The sequence below is a fragment of the Kitasatospora sp. NPDC089913 genome, assembly GCF_044748625.1.
In the GTDB taxonomy this organism is placed as follows: domain Bacteria; phylum Actinomycetota; class Actinomycetes; order Streptomycetales; family Streptomycetaceae; genus Kitasatospora.
This window is the reverse complement of record NZ_JBIVGI010000028.1, coordinates 85,055-102,928: the sequence shown is the minus strand read 5'-3', so window position 1 is coordinate 102,928 and position 17,874 is coordinate 85,055. Positions and strand designations below refer to the sequence as shown.

Sequence of the window (17,874 nt, the reverse complement as noted above, 5' to 3'; positions counted from 1 at the left end):
TCGCGCGTCGACCGGGGTAGTTACCGGGCCGGTCCGGCGGTGGGCCGGGTCCGGGCCGCGGCCGCCGAGCGGTCGCGCCAACTCTGCTTCAGGCAGATGCTGGGGTGTGGTGTGTCAGCGAACAATGGTTATACGCGCGTAGATGTCGCGCTGAACCCGACACTACAGGACGGATCCAAAGTTGTCCTGTTAAGTCAAGGTGAACTCCGGGCGAGACCTTCAGGTCCTGCGTCCGTGCAGCCAGTCGGCCAGCTTGCCGCCCTTGTCCACGGCCCGCAGTCGCCGCTCGGCCGCCTCGCCCACCTCGTCCGTGGTGACGACCAGCAGCTCGTCCCCGCCGCGCAGCACGGTCGCCTTGTCGGGCACGAAGCTGCTGCCCTCCCGCACCACCAGGGTGACCGCCGCCCCGGTCGGCAGCCGCAGCTCGCCGATCTCCACGCCGGACATCCGGGAGTCCGGCGCCAGTGCGACCGACAACAGGTGTCCGTGCAGCTTCTCCAGCGGGGCGGACTCGATGCCGAGGTCCTGTCCCATCGACCCTTCGCCGATCCGCAGGCCCTTGGCGACCCAGGGCAGGGTCGGGCCCTGGAGCAGGGTGAAGACCACGACCAGGATGAAGACGATGTTGAAGACGTCCTGGGCCATCGGCGCGCCGGACACCATCGGGATGGTGGCCAGCACGATGGGCACCGCCCCGCGCAGGCCGGCCCAGCTGAGCAGGGCCTGCTCGCGCAGCGGCAGCCGGAACGGGGTGAGCGTGAGCACCACCGAGAGCGGCCGGGCGAGGAAGACCAGTACCGCGCCGATCACCAGCGCCGGCACCACGGCCGAGCCCATCGACTCGGGGGTGCAGAGCAGGCCGAGCAGCACGAACATGCCGATCTGCCCGATCCAGGCCAGGCCGTCGGCGAAGCCCCGGACGGCGGGGCCGTGCGGCAGCTTGGAGTTGCCGAGGATCACCGCGGTGACGTAGACGGCGAGGAACCCGGAGCCGTGCAGCAGGGCGCCGCCGGCGTAGCCGAGCACGGCCAGGGCCAGCACCGCGATCGGGTAGAGGCCGGAGGACGGCAGGGCGACGTGCTTGAGGCCGAACGCCCCGAGCTTGCCGACCGCGAGGCCGACGGCCAGGCCGATCGCCAGCTCGGCGAGGATCGTGCCGATCAGGACGTACCACGGCTCCGTGTCGCCGACGGCGGCGAAGGCGACGACCAGGATGACCACGGGCGCGTCGTTGAAGCCGGACTCGGCCTCCAGCAGACCGGTCAGCCGGCGCGGCAGCGGCACCGTGCGCAGCACCGAGAAGACGGCCGCGGCGTCCGTGGACGAGACGATCGCGCCGAGCAGCAGTGAGGTGCGCCAGTCCAGGCCGACCAGCCAGTGCGCCCCGGCCGCGGTGACGAAGACGCTGATCCCGACGCCGACGGTGGCGAGTACGGTGGCGGCCCCCATCACGGGTCTGGCCTCGCGCCAGTTGGTCTTGAGGCCGCCCTCGGCCAGGATCACCACCAGGGCCGCGTAGCCGAGCACCTGGGTGAGTTCGGCGTTGTCGAAGGAGACGCCGAGGCCGTTCTGGCCGAGCGCCACCCCGATGCCGAGGTAGATCAGCAGGCTGGGCAGGCCGGATTTGGTGGAGACGCGCACGGCGACCACCGCGATCAGCAGGATCACGGAGAACTCGAGCAGCAGCTGGTTCAGGTGGTCGACATTCACGCAGGGGCACCTCGGACGTGGCGGGGGCGGACGGGGTCCCGACAGGGGTGGCGACCGGGGGCGCCAATTACTCCCCTTGCGGATCGTTACTCAGTCTAACATTTTGCCATATCTTTAGGTTCATTGGCCACGCGTTTCCTCGGTCCGGGCCTCCGGCCTCCTGGTGACCTGCTCCGGTCCGCCGCCTCCGGTCTCCTCCGGCCCGCGCCCGCGGCCTCCCGCCGGCCCTCCTCGGGCCGCCTCCTGACCTCCTCCGATCCCACCGTGAGCGTCCCCCGTGCACGGCCGCCAGCCGAGTCGGCCTAATGTGGTGCCCTGTCACGGCCCCGTGCCCTTGACATGTCCGCCCGCCCCCCAGTGAGGACCGCAAGGACCCAGATGCCCCGCTCGAAAAAGTTCCGGCGCGCCCGTCTGATCGTGATCGTGCTGGTCGTACTGCTGGTGGCCGGCGCCGGCTACGGCGGCTACCGGGGGGTGGCCGCGGTCCGCGCGTCCTTCCCCGAGGTCGACGGCAGCGTCAAGGTGGCGGGCATGAGCGCGCCGGTCGACGTGAAGCGGGACGCCAACGGCATCCCCCAGCTCTACGCAGACACCTCCGAGGACCTCTTCCGGGCCCAGGGCTACGTCCAGGCCCAGGACCGGTTCTGGGAGATGGACGTCCGGCGGCACATCACCGCGGGCCGGCTCTCCGAGATGTTCGGCGACAGCCAGGTCGACACCGACTCCATGATCCGCACCATGGGCTGGCGCCAGGTGGCCCAGAAGGAGTTCGACACCCTCCTCGGCGCCGACACCAAGAAGAACCTCCAGGCCTACGCGGAGGGGGTCAACTCCTGGCTCGCCGAGCACCCGGGCGGCTCCGCCGCCTCGGTGGAGTACGGCGTCCTCGGCGTCGTCAACGGCGACTACAAGCCCGAGCAGTGGACCCCGGTCGACTCGGTGGCCTGGCTCAAGGCGATGGCCTGGGACCTCTCCGGGAACCTCCAGGAGGAGATCGACCGCTCGCTGCTCGCCCAGGACTTCAGCCCGGAGAAGATCGCCGAGCTGTACCCGGACTACCCGTACGCGCGCAACGGCACGATCGTGAAGACCGGCACCGTGAACGGCACCTCCTACAAGCCGGCCGACGGCTCGGCCCCGGCCGCCCAGGGGACCGCCGCCGGCACCGCCCAGGGCGCCGCCGCCTCCTCGGCACTGCTCAAGGGCGTCACCGACCGGATCGACGCGCTGCCCGAGCTGCTCGGCCGCAACGGCCAGGGCATCGGCTCCAACTCCTGGGTGGTGGCCGGCAGCCACACCACCACCGGCAAGCCGCTGCTGGCCAACGACCCGCACCTCGGTCCCGGCCTGCCCTCGGTCTGGTACCAGATGGGCCTGCACTGCCGGGCGGTCTCCCCGACCTGCCAGTACGACGTCTCCGGCTTCACCTTCGCCGGCATGCCCGGTGTGGTCATCGGCCACAACAAGGACATCGCCTGGGGCTTCACCAACCTCGGCGCCGACGTCACCGACCTCTTCCTGGAGAAGGTGACCGGCCCCGAGACCTACCTGGTCGACGGCAAGGAGAAGAAGTTCGAGCTCCGCAAGGAGACCATCAAGGTCGCCGGCGGTGAGGACCGCACCATCACCGTCCGCACCACCGAGACCGGCGCCCCGCTGATCTCCGACCCGAGCACCGAGCAGCAGAACGTCGGCAAGTACGCGCCCAACGGCGCCTCCGCCCCGGACCGGGGCACCGGCGGCTACGGCGTCGCCCTGCAGTGGACCGCGCTGATCCCGGGCCGCACCATGGACGCCGTCTTCGCGCTCGACCGGGCGAAGAACTGGGACGACTTCCAGAAGGCCGCCGCCGACTTCACCGTCCCGTCGCAGAACCTCGTCTACGCCGACGCCAAGAACATCGGCTACCAGGCCCCGGGCTACATCCCGGTGCGCGGCAAGGGCGACGGCCGCTACCCGGCGCCGGGCTGGGACTCCGCCTACCAGTGGAAGAAGGACCCGGTCCCGTTCAGTGCCATGCCCTGGAGCCTCAACCCGAGCAGCGGCTACATCGTCACCGCCAACCAGGCCGTGGTCGACCCGGGCTACAAGCCCGCGCTGACCACCGACTGGGAGTACGGCACCCGGGCCAAGGAGATCACCGACCAGCTCGAGGCCCGGCTGAAGAACAACGGCAAGATCTCGCCGGACGACATGCAGGACATGCAGCTCGACAACACCAGCATCCTGGCCAAGACCCTGGTCCCGATGCTGCTCAAGGTCGAGATCGACGACCCCTACGTGCGCGAGGCGCAGGACCTGCTGAAGGACTGGAACTTCCACCAGGACGCCGACTCGGCCGCCGCCGCCTACTACAACGGCGTCTGGCGCCAGCTGCTCACCCTCGCCTTCGGCCAGAAGTTCCCGGCCGACCTGCGGGCCGAGGAGAACTGCCTGCTGGTCCGCCAGCAGATCGACCCGACCAGGCCGGACAGCAAGTCGAAGATCGTCACCGAGTGCGGCACCCGTGACCCGGCCAAGGCCCAGCCGGACGGCGGCGACCGCTGGAACGAGGTCGTCCGGCAGCAGCTGGAGAAGCCCGACAGCGGCTGGTGGACGTACATCGACTCCCAGCACAAGGAGCAGAAGGGCCTGGACAACCTGCTGCGCGAGGCGATGACCAACGCCCGCCAGGAGCTCACCTCGCTGCTCACCAAGGACATCACCACCTGGAGCTGGGGCCGGCTGCACAAGCTGGAGCTGCGCGAGCGCACCATGGGCTCGGACAGCTCCTCGATCGGCTCGGGCGTCGTCCACCAGTTGCTCAACCGGGGCCCCTACCGGCTCTCCGGCGGTTCGGCGGCGGTCGACGCGGCGGGGTGGAACGCGGCCGCCGGGTACCAGGTGGACTGGATCCCCTCGATGCGCATGGTGGTCGACCTGAACGACCTCGACGCCTCGCGCTGGATCATCGTCGGTGGTGCCTCCGGTCACGCCTTCCACGAGAACTACAACGACCAGACCGACCTCTGGCTCAAGGGCAAGCTGCTGAGCTGGTCCTTCTCGCCGGACGCGGTCGAACGGGCGACCAAGCACAAGCTGACGCTGACCGCGGGCTGACGCCCGCCCGCCGTCCGGGCCCCGTGCCCCCGGATCCGTCCGGGGGCACGGGGCCCCGCCGTACCCGCCCGCCGTACCCGCCCGCCGGGCCTCACCCCAGCCGGTGGGCGCCGGAGGGGGTCAGCGCGAGGTCCACCGGCCGGTCGTGCGGCTCGGCCGGCACCCGTTCGAGCAGCTCGTGCTCGTACAGCAGCACCGCCAGCACCGGCCGCGCCCCGGACCGCTCCAGCCGGGCCAGCACCCGGTCGTACGAGCCGCCGCCCCGGCCCAGCCGCAGCCCCCGCCGGTCCACCGCCAGCCCCGGCAGCAGCACCAGCCCGGCGCCGGTCACCGCCTCTGGCCCGAGCCGCCCGCCGACCGGCTCCAGCAGGCCGCGCCCGGCCGGGGCCAGCGCCGCCGGCCCGGTGTACTCCGCCCAGTCCAGATCGTTGTCGGCCAGCAGGACCGGGAGCAGCACCCGCAGCCCGCGCGCCCGCAGCGCGTCCAGCAGCGGGCGGGTGCCCGGCTCGGTGCCCACCGAGACGTACGCGGCCACCGTGGCCGCCGCGCCCGTCGTCGCCCCCGCCGCCCCCGCCGTCGCGGCCTCCCCGGCCGGCACGGCGGCGGCCGCCAGCGCGCCGGCGTGCCCGGCCAGCGCCTCGGCGGCCCGCTCCCGCTCCTCGGCCGGGATTTCCCGCCGCTCGGACAGCAGCCGTGTCCTCAGCGCGCCCTTCTCGTTGTGCATGGGATGGTCCACCGTTCCTCCATCGCTCCGACCACGACCGCTCTGGACCCCTGACGCCTGTGCGACCGGGCCGCCCAGAGCCTGACACGCGGAAGGCAGCCCCCGATGTCCACCCCGCTGCTGGTCCAGGCCCTGGCCGTGCTGAGCGCCCCCGCGCTGGCCGGCGCCGCCGTCCTCGGCGTCCGGCTGCGGCGCGGCGCGGCGCGCGCGGCCCGGCGCGAGACCGGGCTGCGCGAGCGCGTCGCCGAACTGGAGGAGCGCAACGCCGAACTGGAGCGCACCGCCTCCTGCGACCCGGTCACCGGCGTCTGGAACTACCGGCACCTCCAGCTCACCCTGGACCGGGAGATCGACCGGGCCCGCCGGGCCGAGCAGCACGAGCCGCAGGACGGGCCGCGTCCGCTGGCCGTGCTGCTGCTGGAGATCAACGGCTTCGACGCGGTGGTCGCCGAGCACGGCCGGACCCGGGCCGGGACGGTGCTGCGCGACCTCGCCCAGCGGCTCGGCATGGAGATCCGCCGCTCCGACACCCTGGGGCGGTACAGCGGCGAGGAGTTCCTGGTGGTGCTGCCGGACACCGGGGCCGAGGGCGCGGCCCAGGTCGCCGACCGCCTGGTCTGGTCGGTCCGCCGCCACCTGCTGCTGGACTGGTCCTCCGGCGAGCGGGCGGACCGCCGCCCGCACGGCAACGGCCTCACCGCCGCGATCGGCCTGGCGGTGCTCCCGGAGGACGGCACCCACGCCGCCGTCCTGCTGCGGTCCGCCGACCGGGCACTCGCCGCCGCCCGCGCCGCGGGCGGCGACTGCTGGCGCCCGGCCGCCCCGGTGGCCCTTTCGGGAAACGTTCCGGTGACCGGGGCGGCGGTCGTTTCCCCGCAGCCGGACGGAGTCTTCGCAGCCGAACGTGACCGTTAGGAAAAGCCGGGTAATCTGTCGCCCTGTGTCGGAGGGGACCCCCTCACCCCGCCCGGCACGTCCCCCTTGCCTGCCATCGCGGCCGGGTCCGGCGACGTGCTGCCCAAGCATCGGTCAACTGCGCCCGGTCAGGCGAAATACGTGCCTTAGTAAGGTAAACGCATGACGACGACCAACTCCCGTATCCCGGTCACCAAGGCAGTGGTCCCCGCGGCCGGTCTGGGTACCCGATTCCTGCCGGCCACCAAGGCCACTCCGAAGGAGATGCTGCCCGTCGTCGACAAGCCGGCGATCCAGTACGTCGTCGAGGAGGCGGCCTCCGCGGGCCTGTCCGACATACTGATGGTCACCGGCCGCAACAAGCGCGCCCTCGAGGACCACTTCGACCGCGCCTACGAGCTCGAGGAGCTGCTCGCCCGCAAGGGCGACCAGGACCGCCTCCGCCGGGTCCGCGAGTCCGTCGAGCTCGCCAACATGCACTACGTCCGCCAGGGCGACCCCAAGGGCCTCGGCCACGCCGTCTCGGTCGCCGAGCAGCACGTCGCCGGCCAGCCCTTCGCCGTCCTCCTCGGTGACGACCTGATCGACCCGCGCGACCCGCTGCTGTCCCGCATGATCGAGGTCCAGCAGGAGCTCGGCGGCTCGGTCGTCGCGCTGATGGAGGTCGACGCCTCCCAGATCCACCTGTACGGCTGCGCCGCCGTCAAGCCGAGCACCTTCGGCGAGGACGTCTTCCAGGTGACCGACCTGGTCGAGAAGCCGGAGACGGCCGAGGCCCCGTCGAACTACGCCGTCATCGGCCGGTACGTGCTCGACCCGTCCGTCTTCGACGTGCTGCGGGACACCCCGCCCGGCCGCGGCGGCGAGATCCAGCTCACCGACGCCCTTCGTGAACTGACCACCCGCCCGTCCGACACCGGCGGCCAGGTCCACGGCGTGCTGTTCAAGGGCCGCCGCTACGACACCGGCGACCGCTCGGACTACCTGCGCGCTATCGTCCGTCTCGCCTCGGAGCGCGAGGACCTCGGGCCGGAGTTCCGCACCTGGCTGCGCGAGTTCGTCGCCTCCGAGCTGCAGGACTGACACACCGACAGAGAGCGAGCGCGCCCATGACCGGGTCCACGGAGAGCGGTACCACCCCCGCAGCCTGCTGCGACGACTCCGCGGACCCGGCTCCGGCCGCCCGCCCCGGTGCCCGTCCGGACGGTCCGTGGACCGTGGACGAGCACCTCGCGGACGTCCTGGCCGCCGTCGGCCCGCTCCCCGCCATCGAGCTCCAGCTGCTCGACGCGCAGGGCTGCCGGCTGGCCGAGGACGTCGTCGCCGAGGGCGATCTGCCGCCCTTCGACAACAGCTCGATGGACGGCTACGCCCTGCGCACGCCCGACACCGTCGGCGCGGGCACCGCGTACCCCTCGGTGCTGACCGTGGTCGGCGACATCGCCGCCGGTGCCGGTGAACTCCCCGCGGTGGGCCCCGGCCAGGCCGCCCGGATCATGACCGGCGCCCCCGTCCCGCCCGGCGCCGGGGCCGTCGCCCCGGTCGAGTGGACCGACGGCGGCACCGGCTCCGGCCGCCCCGCCGACGCGATGGCCGCCGCGGTCGAGGGCGAGGAGGTCCGGGTGCTGCGCCCGGTCGCCGAGGGCGCCCACATCCGCCGCCGCGGCAGCGACGTCGCCGCCGGCAGCCGGGTGCTGACCGCCGGCACCCGGCTCGGACCCGCCCAGCTCGGCCTGCTCGCCGCGATCGGCCGGGCCACCGCCACCGTCCGCCCGCGCCCGCGGGTCGTGGTGCTGTCCACCGGCAGCGAGCTGGTCCAGCCCGGCGAGCCGGTCGGCCCCGGGCAGATCTCCGAGTCCAACAGCTTCACCCTCACCGCCGCCGCCCGTGACGCCGGCGCGATCGCCTACCGGGTCGGCGGCGTCCCCGACGACGCGGCCAGGCTGCGCGCCGTGCTGGAGGACCAGCTCGGCCGGGCCGACCTGATCGTCACCAGCGGCGGCGTCAGCGTCGGCGCCTACGACGTGGTCAAGGAGGTCTTCGCCGAGTACGGCGGGGTGGACTTCCGGCGGCTGCGGATGCAGCCCGGCAAGCCGCAGGGCTTCGGCCGGATCGGGCCCGGCCCCGGGGTGCCGCTGCTGGCCCTGCCGGGCAATCCGGTCAGCGCGTACATCTCCTTCGAACTGTTCGTCCGCCCGGCGATCCGCGCGATGCTCGGCGCCGAGGACATCCACCGCCCGGTGGTCCGGGCGCACTGCCCGGTGGCGCTGCGCTCGCCCGCCGGCCGCCGGCAGTTCCTCCGCGGCCGGTACTCGGCCGCGGACGGCCTGGTGGAACCGGTCGGCGGCGCGGAGTCGCACCTGGTCGGGGCGCTGGCCCGGGCGGACTGCCTGATCACCGTTCCCGAGGACGTCACCGAGCTGCCCGCGGGCAGCGAGGTCGACGTGGTGCTGCTCGGCGGCTGAGCACGGCCGAACTCCCCGCCGCGGCGGGGCCGTCCCACCGATGCGGCCCCTCCCGCGCCGGGACCGGGACGGGGGGTACGGTAGCGCGGTATTCGACCTGCGCGCCCCCTGGAGCCACCCGTGACCGCCTCACCCCCCGGCGACCGCCTCACCCATGTCGACGAGCAGGGCGCGGCCCGGATGGTCGACGTCTCCGCGAAGGACGTGACCGCCCGGACCGCCGTCGCGGCGGGCCGGGTCCGGGTGTCCCCGCGGGTGGTCGAGCTGCTGCGCGGCGAGGGGGTGCCCAAGGGCGACGCGCTGGCCGTGGCCAGGATCGCCGGGATCATGGGCGCCAAGCGGACGCCCGAGCTGATCCCGCTCTGCCACCCGATCGCGCTCTCCGGGGTGAAGGTCGAGCTGACCGTCGCCGACGACGCGGTGGAGATCACCGCGACCGTCAGGACCACCGACCGGACCGGCGTCGAGATGGAGGCGCTGACCGCCGTCGCGGTGGCCGGCCTCACCGTGATCGACATGGTCAAGGCCGTCGACAAGGGTGCCGCGGTGGAGTCCGTCCGGGTGCTGAGCAAGACCGGCGGCAAGAGCGGTGACTGGACCGCCCCGGAGGGGGAGGAATGAGAGCCCTCGCGGTCACCGTCTCCAACCGCGCCTCCGTCGGCGTCTACGCCGACCGGGGCGGCCCGCTGCTGGTCGAGGGTCTGCGGGCGATGGGCTTCACGGTCGACGGCCCCCGGGTCGTCCCGGACGGCGAACCGGTCGAGGCGGTGCTGCGGGAGGCCGTGGCGGCCGGCTACGACGTGGTGCTGACCACCGGCGGCACCGGCATCTCGCCGAACGACCTCACCCCCGAGATGACCGCCCGGGTGCTCGACCGGGAGATCCCCGGCATCCCCGAGGCGATCCGGGCGTACGGACGGGACACGGTGCCCACCGCCGCGCTCTCCCGGGGGCTGGCCGGCCTCGCCGGACGTACCCTGGTCGTCAATCTGCCGGGATCGACCGGCGGCGTCCGGGACGGCCTGGCCGTGCTGGCCCCGCTGCTCGCCCACGCCGTCGACCAGCTCGGCGGCGGGGACCACCCCCGGCCCGACACGGCAGCTTCCGGGAGCGCGCACTGAACGCCGGCTGGCCGGTGGAACTCCACGAGGGGGACGTCGTGCTGCGCCCGATCAGGGCGCGCGACCAGCGCGAGTGGCAGGAGGTCAGCCGCCGCAACCGGGACTGGCTGCGGCGCTGGGAGGCCACCGTGCCGCCCGGCCCGGCCGGTCTGGCGGCGGGCCCGCGCCCGACCTTCCGGCAGATGGTCCGCTATCTGCGGGCCGAGGCCTCGGCGGGGCGGATGCTGCCCTTCGTGGTGCTGTACCGGGGCCGGCTGGTCGGTCAGTTGACCGTCGGCGGAATCACCTGGGGGTCGATGTGCTCGGCCAATGTCGGGTACTGGATCGACGAGGCGGTGGCCGGGCGGGGCATCATGCCGACCGCGGTCGCGCTCTCGGTGGACCACTGTTTCCGCACTCTCGGCCTGCACCGGATCGAGGTGTGCATCCGGCCGGAGAACGGACCGAGCCGGCGGGTGGTGGAAAAGCTCGGCTTCCGTTCGGAGGGAATGCGGCCGCGCTATCTGCACATCGACGGCGACTGGCGGGACCACCTGGTGTTCGCGCTCGCCGCCGAGGAGGTCCCGGAGGGGATGCTGGAACGCTGGCGTTCCCTCAGCTCGGGCCGTCGGCCGCATAATTGAATGTATGTTCGAATGGAAATATCGATATGGCATCGGCGCGACGACGGACGGGCACAAATACCGGCAAAATAGTCGGAGAATCAGCTTGATCACACGACACGCCGTGCCAAATTGCTACCGGCCCCTCCTGCACGCCCGTACGGTGTGAATCGTGAGCAGTAGCGGCCTTATCTACGCCGTCATCGTAGGGGCCTGGGCCGCCTATCTGGTGCCGATGTGGCTCCGCAGGCAGGACGAGCTCAACGAGGCGCGCCCGACGGAACGCTTCAGCACCGCCATCCGCCTGCTGGCCGGGCGTTCGGCGCTGGAGCGGCGGGCGTCCCGGGCCCTGGGTGACGAACCGCGTGACGACGAGCAGAGCATGGACGGCCCCCCCGAGCGGGACGCGGCCGCCCCCGGCGACCCCGCGAGCGCCCCGGACGCCCCGGACGTCCCCGACGGACGGACGCAGGAACCCGCGCCCGGCCGGCCGGCGGAACGCGACCGGGCCGAGCCGAGGCCCGCGCCCCAGGGCGGCGGCCCCGAGCGCCGGGCCCGGCTGCTGGCGCGTCGGCGCCGGATGGTCACCGTGCTGTTCCTGGCCTTCGCGCTGGGAGCGGTGGTCGCGGCCGTGGCCGGTCTGGCCTTCCTGTGGGTCCCCGCGGTCCCGGCCGCGCTGCTGACCCTCTACATCGGGCACCTGCGACGCCTGGAGCGCCAGCGGTACGCGGTCAAGCTGGACCGCACCCGCGCGGCCCAGGCCGCCGAGCGGCTGCGCAAGCGCGAGCAGCAGCGCGTCGAGGCCGGCCGCGCGGCCGCCGCCCCGGTGCCGGCCCCGGCGGCCGAGCCGGAGCGGCGCACGCCCGCCCCCGGCCGCGCGCGCCCGCACCTGAGGCTCGCCACCGAGGCGGACGCCGTACGGGCGGCCTCCGGGGGCGCTCCCGCGGCGGGCCCTGCCGGGGCCTCCGCCGCGACCTCGGCCGGGGGCTCCGCGGCTTCGGCCTCGGCCGTCGCGGAGGTCACCGAGCACGAGGAGTGGGTCGACGGCATGCGGGAGCGGGGCGCCGCCGGCCCGGACTCCTGGGAGCCGGTGCCCGTTCCGCTGCCGACGTACGTGACCGCGCCGGTGGCCCCCCGGGTCAACCGGGGGCTCGACCTGTCGGCGCCGGGCACCTGGACCGCCGGCCGCCCGGTCGAGTCCCGGAACACCCCGCTCTTCGACCAGTACGCCGAGCCGTCCGGGCCGGAGCCGCGGCCCCGCGCCGCCAACGAGTAGGACGCGCGGTCCGCGACCGCCCGCGAAGAGGCCCCCGCCGCCGGGGGTCTCTTCGCGTTCCGCCGCCCGTTCCGCCCCCGCTCCCGTCCCGCCGCGGGGGCGTCACCAGGAGGGTGGTCACGGACCACCTCGGAGAGGTGCTAAAGTTTCTTCTTGTTGGGGCTGTGGCGCAGTCCGGTAGCGCACCTCGTTCGCATCGAGGGGGTCAGGGGTTCGAATCCCCTCAGCTCCACCCAACGGAAGTCCCGCCCGATCGAAAGATCGGGCGGGACTTCTGCGTTGTGGGGGCGGACCGGCCGACGGGGGGTCAGCCGGGCCGACGGGGCGGGCGTCCGGCGGGCTGTGAGACGGATCACGCACGCACGGGCGGGCGCGGGACCGGACCAGCAGGGGGCGGACCGGGAAGCGGTGAGGGCCGGACCGGAGAGGTCTCCGGTCCGGCCCTCGGGGTCCGGGTGGGTCAGGAGCGGGTCAGGACTGGCCGGAGCCCGCGTACGGGCCCGGCTGCGGGGCGCCGGACTGCGGCGGCACCGAGCCGTAGCGGGCCGGCCGGCGGCCGCGCGGGTGGCGGGTCAGGGTGTAGCCGGCGACGCCTGCCAGGGCGGCCAGCACGCCGCCCGCCAGGGTCCAGAACCAGCGGCTGTTCCAGCCGGAGAACCAGCCGGTGTACCAGTGCTCCTCGGGCTCCTCGGGGGCCGCCGCCTTGGCCGTCGCGGCACCGCCGCCGGCCGGCGGGACCAGCGGGGCCTTCAGCTCGCCGCCCTCCGGCTGGGCGTTGTCCTCGTCGCCCTTGGCCGTCACCCGCAGCTGCACGGACGCGGCCAGGCCGAGGTCGGGCTGCGGGGCGTCGGCGACCGAGAGCCGGACGTAGTAGGTGCCGGGCAGCGGATCGCCGGACCACGGCTCGGCCCAGGAGCGGACCTCGCGCAGGGTGCAGCTGAGCGCCAGCGAGCCGGCGGCCTGCTCGGCGGTCGCGTTCTGGGTGCCGTCGGTGCAGGACTGGCGGCGGCGCAGCCCGTCGAACACCTCGACGTTCCAGGTCTGCGGCCCGTGCCGGTCGGCGGACGGGGCCAGGGCGACCGTGAGGTCCACCTTGGCGGTCCGGCCCTCGGCGGCGCCGAAGGCCCAGTACAGGTAGTCGCCGGTGGAGACGTCCACCTTGGCGTCCTGACCGGGTGCCAGATTGACGGCGGTCAGGAAGGAGGTGCCGGCCTTGTTGGCCGGGGCCGGGGTGCCGCTCGCGCTCGGCGAGGGCGAGGCGGCCGTGGCGGCCGGGGCCGCGAGCAGCAGCGCCGGGAGCGCGGTCAGGGCGGCCGCGGCGGTGCGGAGGAAGGTCGTACGCATGGTCAGTTCTCCTGCCAGACAGCGATCCGCCAGCGCGCGATCCAGCCGAACAGCAGGCCGGTCAGCAGGCCGGCCAGGGTGAGCACCAGCAGCAGGATCCAGCCGCGGCCCAGGCCCATCGCCGGACCGTCCGGGGCGGGGGAGGCGGCGGTCAGGTCGACCGTCAGCTCCAGCGGCAGGCCGGGGTCGGCCGCGGCGCCGGCCTGCGGGGCCAGCGAGTTGGAGACGACCAGGCAGACATTGGTCTCCGGCTTGCCGCTCGGCGAGGCGGAGGCGGTGGCGGTGGCGGTGGCGTAGCCCTTGGAGGCGTCGGCCGACCAGCGCAGGCCGGTGGAGACCACGTCGGTGCGGCTGCTGCCCGCGTCGGTGCCGCGGACCAGCTCCTGGCCGGTGGTGCTGGTGGCCTGGAGCAGGACTCCGTAGTCGCGGGCCACCGGGCGGTCCAGGGCGACGCTGACCGAGGCGCGCAGCTCCTGGCCGGCCTTGACCGGGACGCGGTAGACGCGGTGCTCGGAGAACTTCTCGCGGTCGCTGTAGACGCCCGGGGTGAGGACCGGCGCGGACTCGCACTTGTCGGTGCCGGCGGTCTTGACCGGGGTGACCGTGTAGGTGTCGTTGGAGCGGTCGACCAGCTGCTTCACCTTCTCGGTGAGCTGCTCCTGGGTGCGCACGTCGGTGTAGGTGCCGCCGGTGGCGTTGGCGATGCAGAGCAGCTGCTGGCGGGTCTTGTCGTCGTGGGCCAGGCCCAGGGTGTCGACCACCAGGTGGATGCCCTGGGAGGCGAGTTCGCGGGCGACGTCGCAGGGGTCGGGCGGGGTGCAGGTGTCCTCGCCGTCGGTGATCAGCACCACCCGGCGGGTGGTCTCGCCCTTGCCGAGGTCCTGGGCGGCGCCGCGCAGGGCCAGGCCGATCGGGGTGAAGCCGGTGGGCCGCAGGGTCGCGACGGCGGTCTTGGCCTCGGTCTTGTCGGTCTTCCCGACCGGGAAGAGCTGCTTGCTGTCCAGGCAGCCCTGGGCCTTGTCGGTGCCGGGGTAGTTGGCGCCCAGGGTGCGGATGCCGAACTCGGTCTCCGCGGGCAGGGCGTCGATGACGTCGCTCAGGGACTGCTGGGCCACCGAGATGCGGGTCTTGCCCTGGATGTCCGCCTCGCGCATGGAGCCGCTGACGTCCAGTACGAGATCGACCCGTGGGGCCTCCTTGCCGGCTTGGCCGGCTGATGGTTCGTCGGCATGGGCGGGCAGGCCGCTGAGCAGCGCCCCGCCCGTTATCGCCAGGGCGGCCAGCAGGCTGCCGAGCCTGGCCTTCGGTCGTCGTCCGGTAATCACCCGTCGATCCTAGGGACCATCAGTTCGCCGTGGCCAACGCGCGACAGGGCCGGACACACCGGGTGAACCGGGCGGAATACCCGCACAGTCCTCGTTAGGGTGGCGAAGGTGATGGGGGTGCCGCCCGTCCTCCCCGGTGGCCGTTCCGGCGGCGCCCGCAGCCCCGACTCCCAGGACGGTCCGTGGCGACACCCTCCGCCGTGACGAGAACCGCAGGCCGGCCGCGCCGTACCGTGCCGACCCGGCGCAACACCGAGCTCGCGCTGGTCCTCGCGGCGGTGCTGACGGCCGTGCTCGGCTACGTCCAGGTGGGCCTCAACCTCGACGGCGCGGTGCCGGCCGACGCCGCTGAGTACGGGGGCGCGCTGGGGGTGCTCGCGCTGCTGGCGCACGGCGCGGTCCGCCTGCGGGCGCCGTACGCGGACCCGCTGCCGCTGCCGATCGCGGTGCTGCTCAACGGTGTCGGACTGGTCGTCATCCACCGGCTGGACCGGGCCACCCCGGGCAACGCGGCGCCCACCCAGCTGCTCTGGTCCGGCCTCGGGGTGGGGCTGTTCGTCCTGGTGCTGTTCCTGGTGCGGGACCACCGGCGGCTCCAGCGGTACGCGTACATCGGGGCGCTGGTGGCGCTGGTCCTGCTGGTGCTGCCGGTCTTCTTCCCGCCGGTCTACGGATCGCGGATCTGGATCACCTTCGGGCCGTTCTCCTTCCAGCCGGGCGAGTTCGCCAAGGTCCTGCTGGCGGTCTTCTTCGCCGCCTACCTGGCGGTGCATCGGGACGCGCTGGCGCTCACCGGGCGGCGGGTGCGGCGGCTGCGGCTGCCGCCCGGACGGGTGCTCGCACCGGTGCTGGCGATCTGGGCGGTCTTCGTCGGGGTGCTGGTGCTGGAGACCGACCTCGGCACCTCGCTGCTGTTCTTCGGCCTGTTCGTGGTGATGCTCTACGTGGCCACCGCACGGACCGGCTGGATCGCCATCGGGCTGTTCCTGGCGGCGATCGCGGCGGTCGGGGTCGGCCTGCTCTCGCCGCACGTGCACAGCCGGGTCGCGGACTGGCTGGACCCGCTCGGCTCGATCGCGGCCGGGCACGGGGCCAACCAGATCGCCCAGTCCCTGTTCGCCTTCGCCTGGGGCGGCGAGCTGGGCGCCGGGCTGGGGGCCGGGCACTCGGTGCTGATCGGCTTCGCCGCGAAGTCCGACTTCGTCCTGGCCACCATCGGGGAGGAGCTGGGGCTGACCGGGCTGGTGGCGGTGTTCCTGCTGTACGCGCTGCTGGTGTCGCGCGGGTTCCGGACCGGGATCGCGCTGCGCGACCCGTTCGGGCGGCTGCTGGCGATCGGGCTGGCGGCGCTGGTCGGGCTGCAGGTCTTCGTGGTGGCGGGCGGGGTGCTGGCGCTGATCCCGCTGACCGGGATGACGCTGCCGTTCGTCGCCCAGGGCGGGTCCTCCGTGGTCACCAACTGGGTGATCGTCGCGCTGCTGGTACGGATGAGCGACATCGCCCGACGGCCCGCCCCGGGGGAGGGGCGGTGAGCGGGCTCGGGGACGGGACCGGGAGCGGGAGCGGGCGCCGCGGGGCCGGTGACGGGGGCGGTGCCCGACGGCCGGGCGGCGGGCCGCAGGGGCTGCCGGGGATCTCGGTGACCGGGCGCCGGGCCGGCACCTTCTGTCTGCTGCTGATCGTCGCGCTGTGCGTCCAGGCCACCCGGGTGCAGGTGTTCCGCGCCGACGAGCTGAACCACAACAGCGCCAACCAGCGGCTCGTCCTCGAGCGGTACTCCCAGCCGCGCGGCGACATCCGGGTCGGGGCCGACAGCGTCACCGGCTCCGAGCCGACCGGCGGCCGGTACGACTACAGGCGCACCTACACCGACGGGCCGCTGTACGCGGCGGTCACCGGCTACTCCTCGCAGACCTACGGCAACAGCCAGCTGGAGGGCACCGAGGACGCGCTGCTCTCGGGCACCGACCCGGGGCTGGCGAGCTGGGCGGTGTGGGACGCGGTGGCCCGGCGGCAGAACCCCGGCGGGGACGTCCGCACCACGGTCGACCGGGCCGTCCAGGAGGCGGCGGTGCGCGGGCTCGGCCGGCAGAAGGGCGCGGTCGCGGCGGTCGAGCCGGCCACCGGGCGGATCCTGGCGCTGGCCTCCACCCCGTCCTACGACCCGGGGAGCTTCGGCGGCACCTCGGCCGAGGACCGGGAGGCCTGGAGCCGGCTCCGGAGCGACCCCGACCAGCCGATGCTCAACCGGGCGCTGCGGCAGACCTACCCGCCCGGCTCGACCTTCAAGGTGGTGACCGCGGCGGCGGCGCTGGAGAGTGGGGTGGTCACCGATGCCGACGCGCCGACCGACACCCCGCACCCCTACCTGCTGCCGGGCACCTCGGTACCGCTGGTGAACGACTCGGCGGCCTGCGACGAACCGGGACAGTCGCTGGCCACCGCGATGGTGCTCAGCTGCAACAGCGTGCTCGGCCACCTCGGGGTCGAGGTCGGCCTGCGGCGGATGTCGGCCGCGGCCGAGGCCTTCGGCTTCAACGACGCCCGGCTCGACGTCCCGGTGCGGGCGGCCCGGTCGAACTTCGACACCCGGATGGACGACTCGCAGCTGGCGCTCTCCTCGATCGGCCAGTTCGACACCGCCGCCACCCCGCTGGTGATGGCGATGGTCGCGGCGGGCATCGCCAACAACGGCACCGTGATGCGTCCACAGCTTGTGGACAGTCTGACCGCCGCCGACGGCACGGTGGTGCGGTCGGTGCGGCCGTCCGTGTACCGGCAGGCGGTCGGCGCCGGCACCGCCGGGCAGGTGCGCCGGATGATGGTCGACGCGGTGGAGAACGGCACCGGACGGGCCGCCCGGATCGACGGCGCGGTGGTCGGCGGGAAGACCGGCACCGCCCAGCACGGGGTGGACAACACCGGGACGCCGTACGCCTGGTTCATCGCCTGGGCGGCGCCGGCCGGCTCGGCCGGGGTGCCGCCGGTGGCGGTCGCCGTGGTGGTCGCGGACAGCGACGCGACCGAGGTGACGGGCGGGGGGCTGGCGGCCCCGGTCGCACGCGCCGTGATGCAGGCGGCGCTGGCCCGATGAGTCCCTTACCGATGGCGGTGACCTGCTGCTTTATCGCCTCGTCGAGAGATCCGCCGTCTGCGAAGTGTCCGGTTTGTACATGCCGATGCGACGGTTCGTACAATGCGCGCGCCGTGACTGTTCGTTTGCGACACTGGTGCTTTCGCGCGGTACTGTCCCATCTTTGTTCGGTTGGTCCCCGATGGCACCCTTCGGTGCG

14 protein-coding genes and 1 tRNA gene are annotated in these 17,874 nt (G+C 73.7%); 11 read left to right on the top strand and 4 right to left on the bottom strand.

The window, feature by feature from the left end:
- Positions 1-219: 219 nt before the first annotated feature.
- The gene (locus ACIPYS_RS32335) at positions 220-1,710 is read right to left on the bottom strand and encodes a potassium/proton antiporter (RefSeq protein WP_093860819.1); all 1,491 of its coding nucleotides are present in this window, start codon (positions 1,708-1,710) and stop codon (positions 220-222) included.
- A gap of 378 nt (positions 1,711-2,088) precedes the next feature.
- Between ACIPYS_RS32335 and ACIPYS_RS32330 the strand changes: the two genes are divergently transcribed.
- Complete coding sequence (locus tag ACIPYS_RS32330; protein ID WP_093860818.1) at positions 2,089-4,809, top strand: penicillin acylase family protein; 2,721 nt, start codon at positions 2,089-2,091, stop codon at positions 4,807-4,809.
- Between the two features lie 91 nt (positions 4,810-4,900).
- On the opposite strand, the gene ACIPYS_RS32325 is transcribed toward ACIPYS_RS32330, so the two are convergent.
- Positions 4,901-5,533: a 5-formyltetrahydrofolate cyclo-ligase gene (locus ACIPYS_RS32325; RefSeq protein ID WP_093860817.1), complete on the bottom strand. Its 633-nt coding sequence runs from the start codon at positions 5,531-5,533 to the stop codon at positions 4,901-4,903.
- 105 nt (positions 5,534-5,638) lie between these two features.
- Between ACIPYS_RS32325 and ACIPYS_RS32320 the strand changes: the two genes are divergently transcribed.
- The 8 genes from ACIPYS_RS32320 (at position 5,639) to ACIPYS_RS32285 (ending at position 12,144) form a co-directional block, all read left to right on the top strand.
- Entirely contained in the window at positions 5,639-6,448 is an 810-nt protein-coding gene (locus ACIPYS_RS32320; protein ID WP_093860816.1) for a GGDEF domain-containing protein, read from the top strand.
- A gap of 162 nt (positions 6,449-6,610) precedes the next feature.
- Positions 6,611-7,531, top strand: a complete 921-nt coding sequence (galU, locus tag ACIPYS_RS32315; RefSeq protein ID WP_093860815.1) for a UTP--glucose-1-phosphate uridylyltransferase GalU — start codon at positions 6,611-6,613, stop codon at positions 7,529-7,531.
- A 26-nt stretch (positions 7,532-7,557) separates the two neighbouring features.
- Complete coding sequence (gene glp, locus ACIPYS_RS32310; RefSeq protein WP_400752873.1) at positions 7,558-8,913, top strand: gephyrin-like molybdotransferase Glp; 1,356 nt, start codon at positions 7,558-7,560, stop codon at positions 8,911-8,913.
- 120 nt (positions 8,914-9,033) lie between these two features.
- Positions 9,034-9,534: a cyclic pyranopterin monophosphate synthase MoaC gene (gene moaC / locus ACIPYS_RS32305; protein WP_030393484.1), complete on the top strand. Its 501-nt coding sequence runs from the start codon at positions 9,034-9,036 to the stop codon at positions 9,532-9,534.
- Positions 9,531-10,034 carry a molybdenum cofactor biosynthesis protein B gene (locus tag ACIPYS_RS32300; RefSeq protein ID WP_400752869.1) on the top strand — a complete coding sequence of 168 codons (504 nt, stop codon included), beginning with the start codon at positions 9,531-9,533 and terminating at the stop codon, positions 10,032-10,034. Before moaC ends, ACIPYS_RS32300 begins: the two co-directional genes overlap by 4 nt.
- A gap of 14 nt (positions 10,035-10,048) precedes the next feature.
- Positions 10,049-10,657, top strand: a complete 609-nt coding sequence (locus ACIPYS_RS32295; RefSeq protein ID WP_093860812.1) for a GNAT family N-acetyltransferase — start codon at positions 10,049-10,051, stop codon at positions 10,655-10,657.
- 151 nt (positions 10,658-10,808) lie between these two features.
- Positions 10,809-11,912 (top strand): hypothetical protein, encoded by a 1,104-nt coding sequence (locus ACIPYS_RS32290; protein WP_400752864.1) that lies wholly within the window; start codon positions 10,809-10,811, stop codon positions 11,910-11,912.
- 158 nt (positions 11,913-12,070) lie between these two features.
- Positions 12,071-12,144 (top strand) — tRNA-Ala (locus ACIPYS_RS32285).
- Between the two features lie 239 nt (positions 12,145-12,383).
- On the opposite strand, the gene ACIPYS_RS32280 is transcribed toward ACIPYS_RS32285, so the two are convergent.
- Positions 12,384-13,256 (bottom strand): peptidase, encoded by an 873-nt coding sequence (locus ACIPYS_RS32280; RefSeq protein ID WP_400752861.1) that lies wholly within the window; start codon positions 13,254-13,256, stop codon positions 12,384-12,386.
- Positions 13,257-13,258: 2 nt separating this feature from the next.
- Complete coding sequence (locus tag ACIPYS_RS32275; RefSeq protein WP_400752858.1) at positions 13,259-14,581, bottom strand: VWA domain-containing protein; 1,323 nt, start codon at positions 14,579-14,581, stop codon at positions 13,259-13,261.
- Between the two features lie 200 nt (positions 14,582-14,781).
- Here ACIPYS_RS32275 and ACIPYS_RS32270 point away from each other — a divergent pair, with 200 nt between their 5' ends.
- Positions 14,782-16,113, top strand: a complete 1,332-nt coding sequence (locus ACIPYS_RS32270) for an FtsW/RodA/SpoVE family cell cycle protein (protein ID WP_231978610.1) — start codon at positions 14,782-14,784, stop codon at positions 16,111-16,113.
- 107 nt (positions 16,114-16,220) lie between these two features.
- The gene (locus tag ACIPYS_RS32265) at positions 16,221-17,675 is read left to right on the top strand and encodes a penicillin-binding transpeptidase domain-containing protein (protein WP_400752853.1); all 1,455 of its coding nucleotides are present in this window, start codon (positions 16,221-16,223) and stop codon (positions 17,673-17,675) included.
- Positions 17,676-17,874 lie beyond the last annotated feature (199 nt).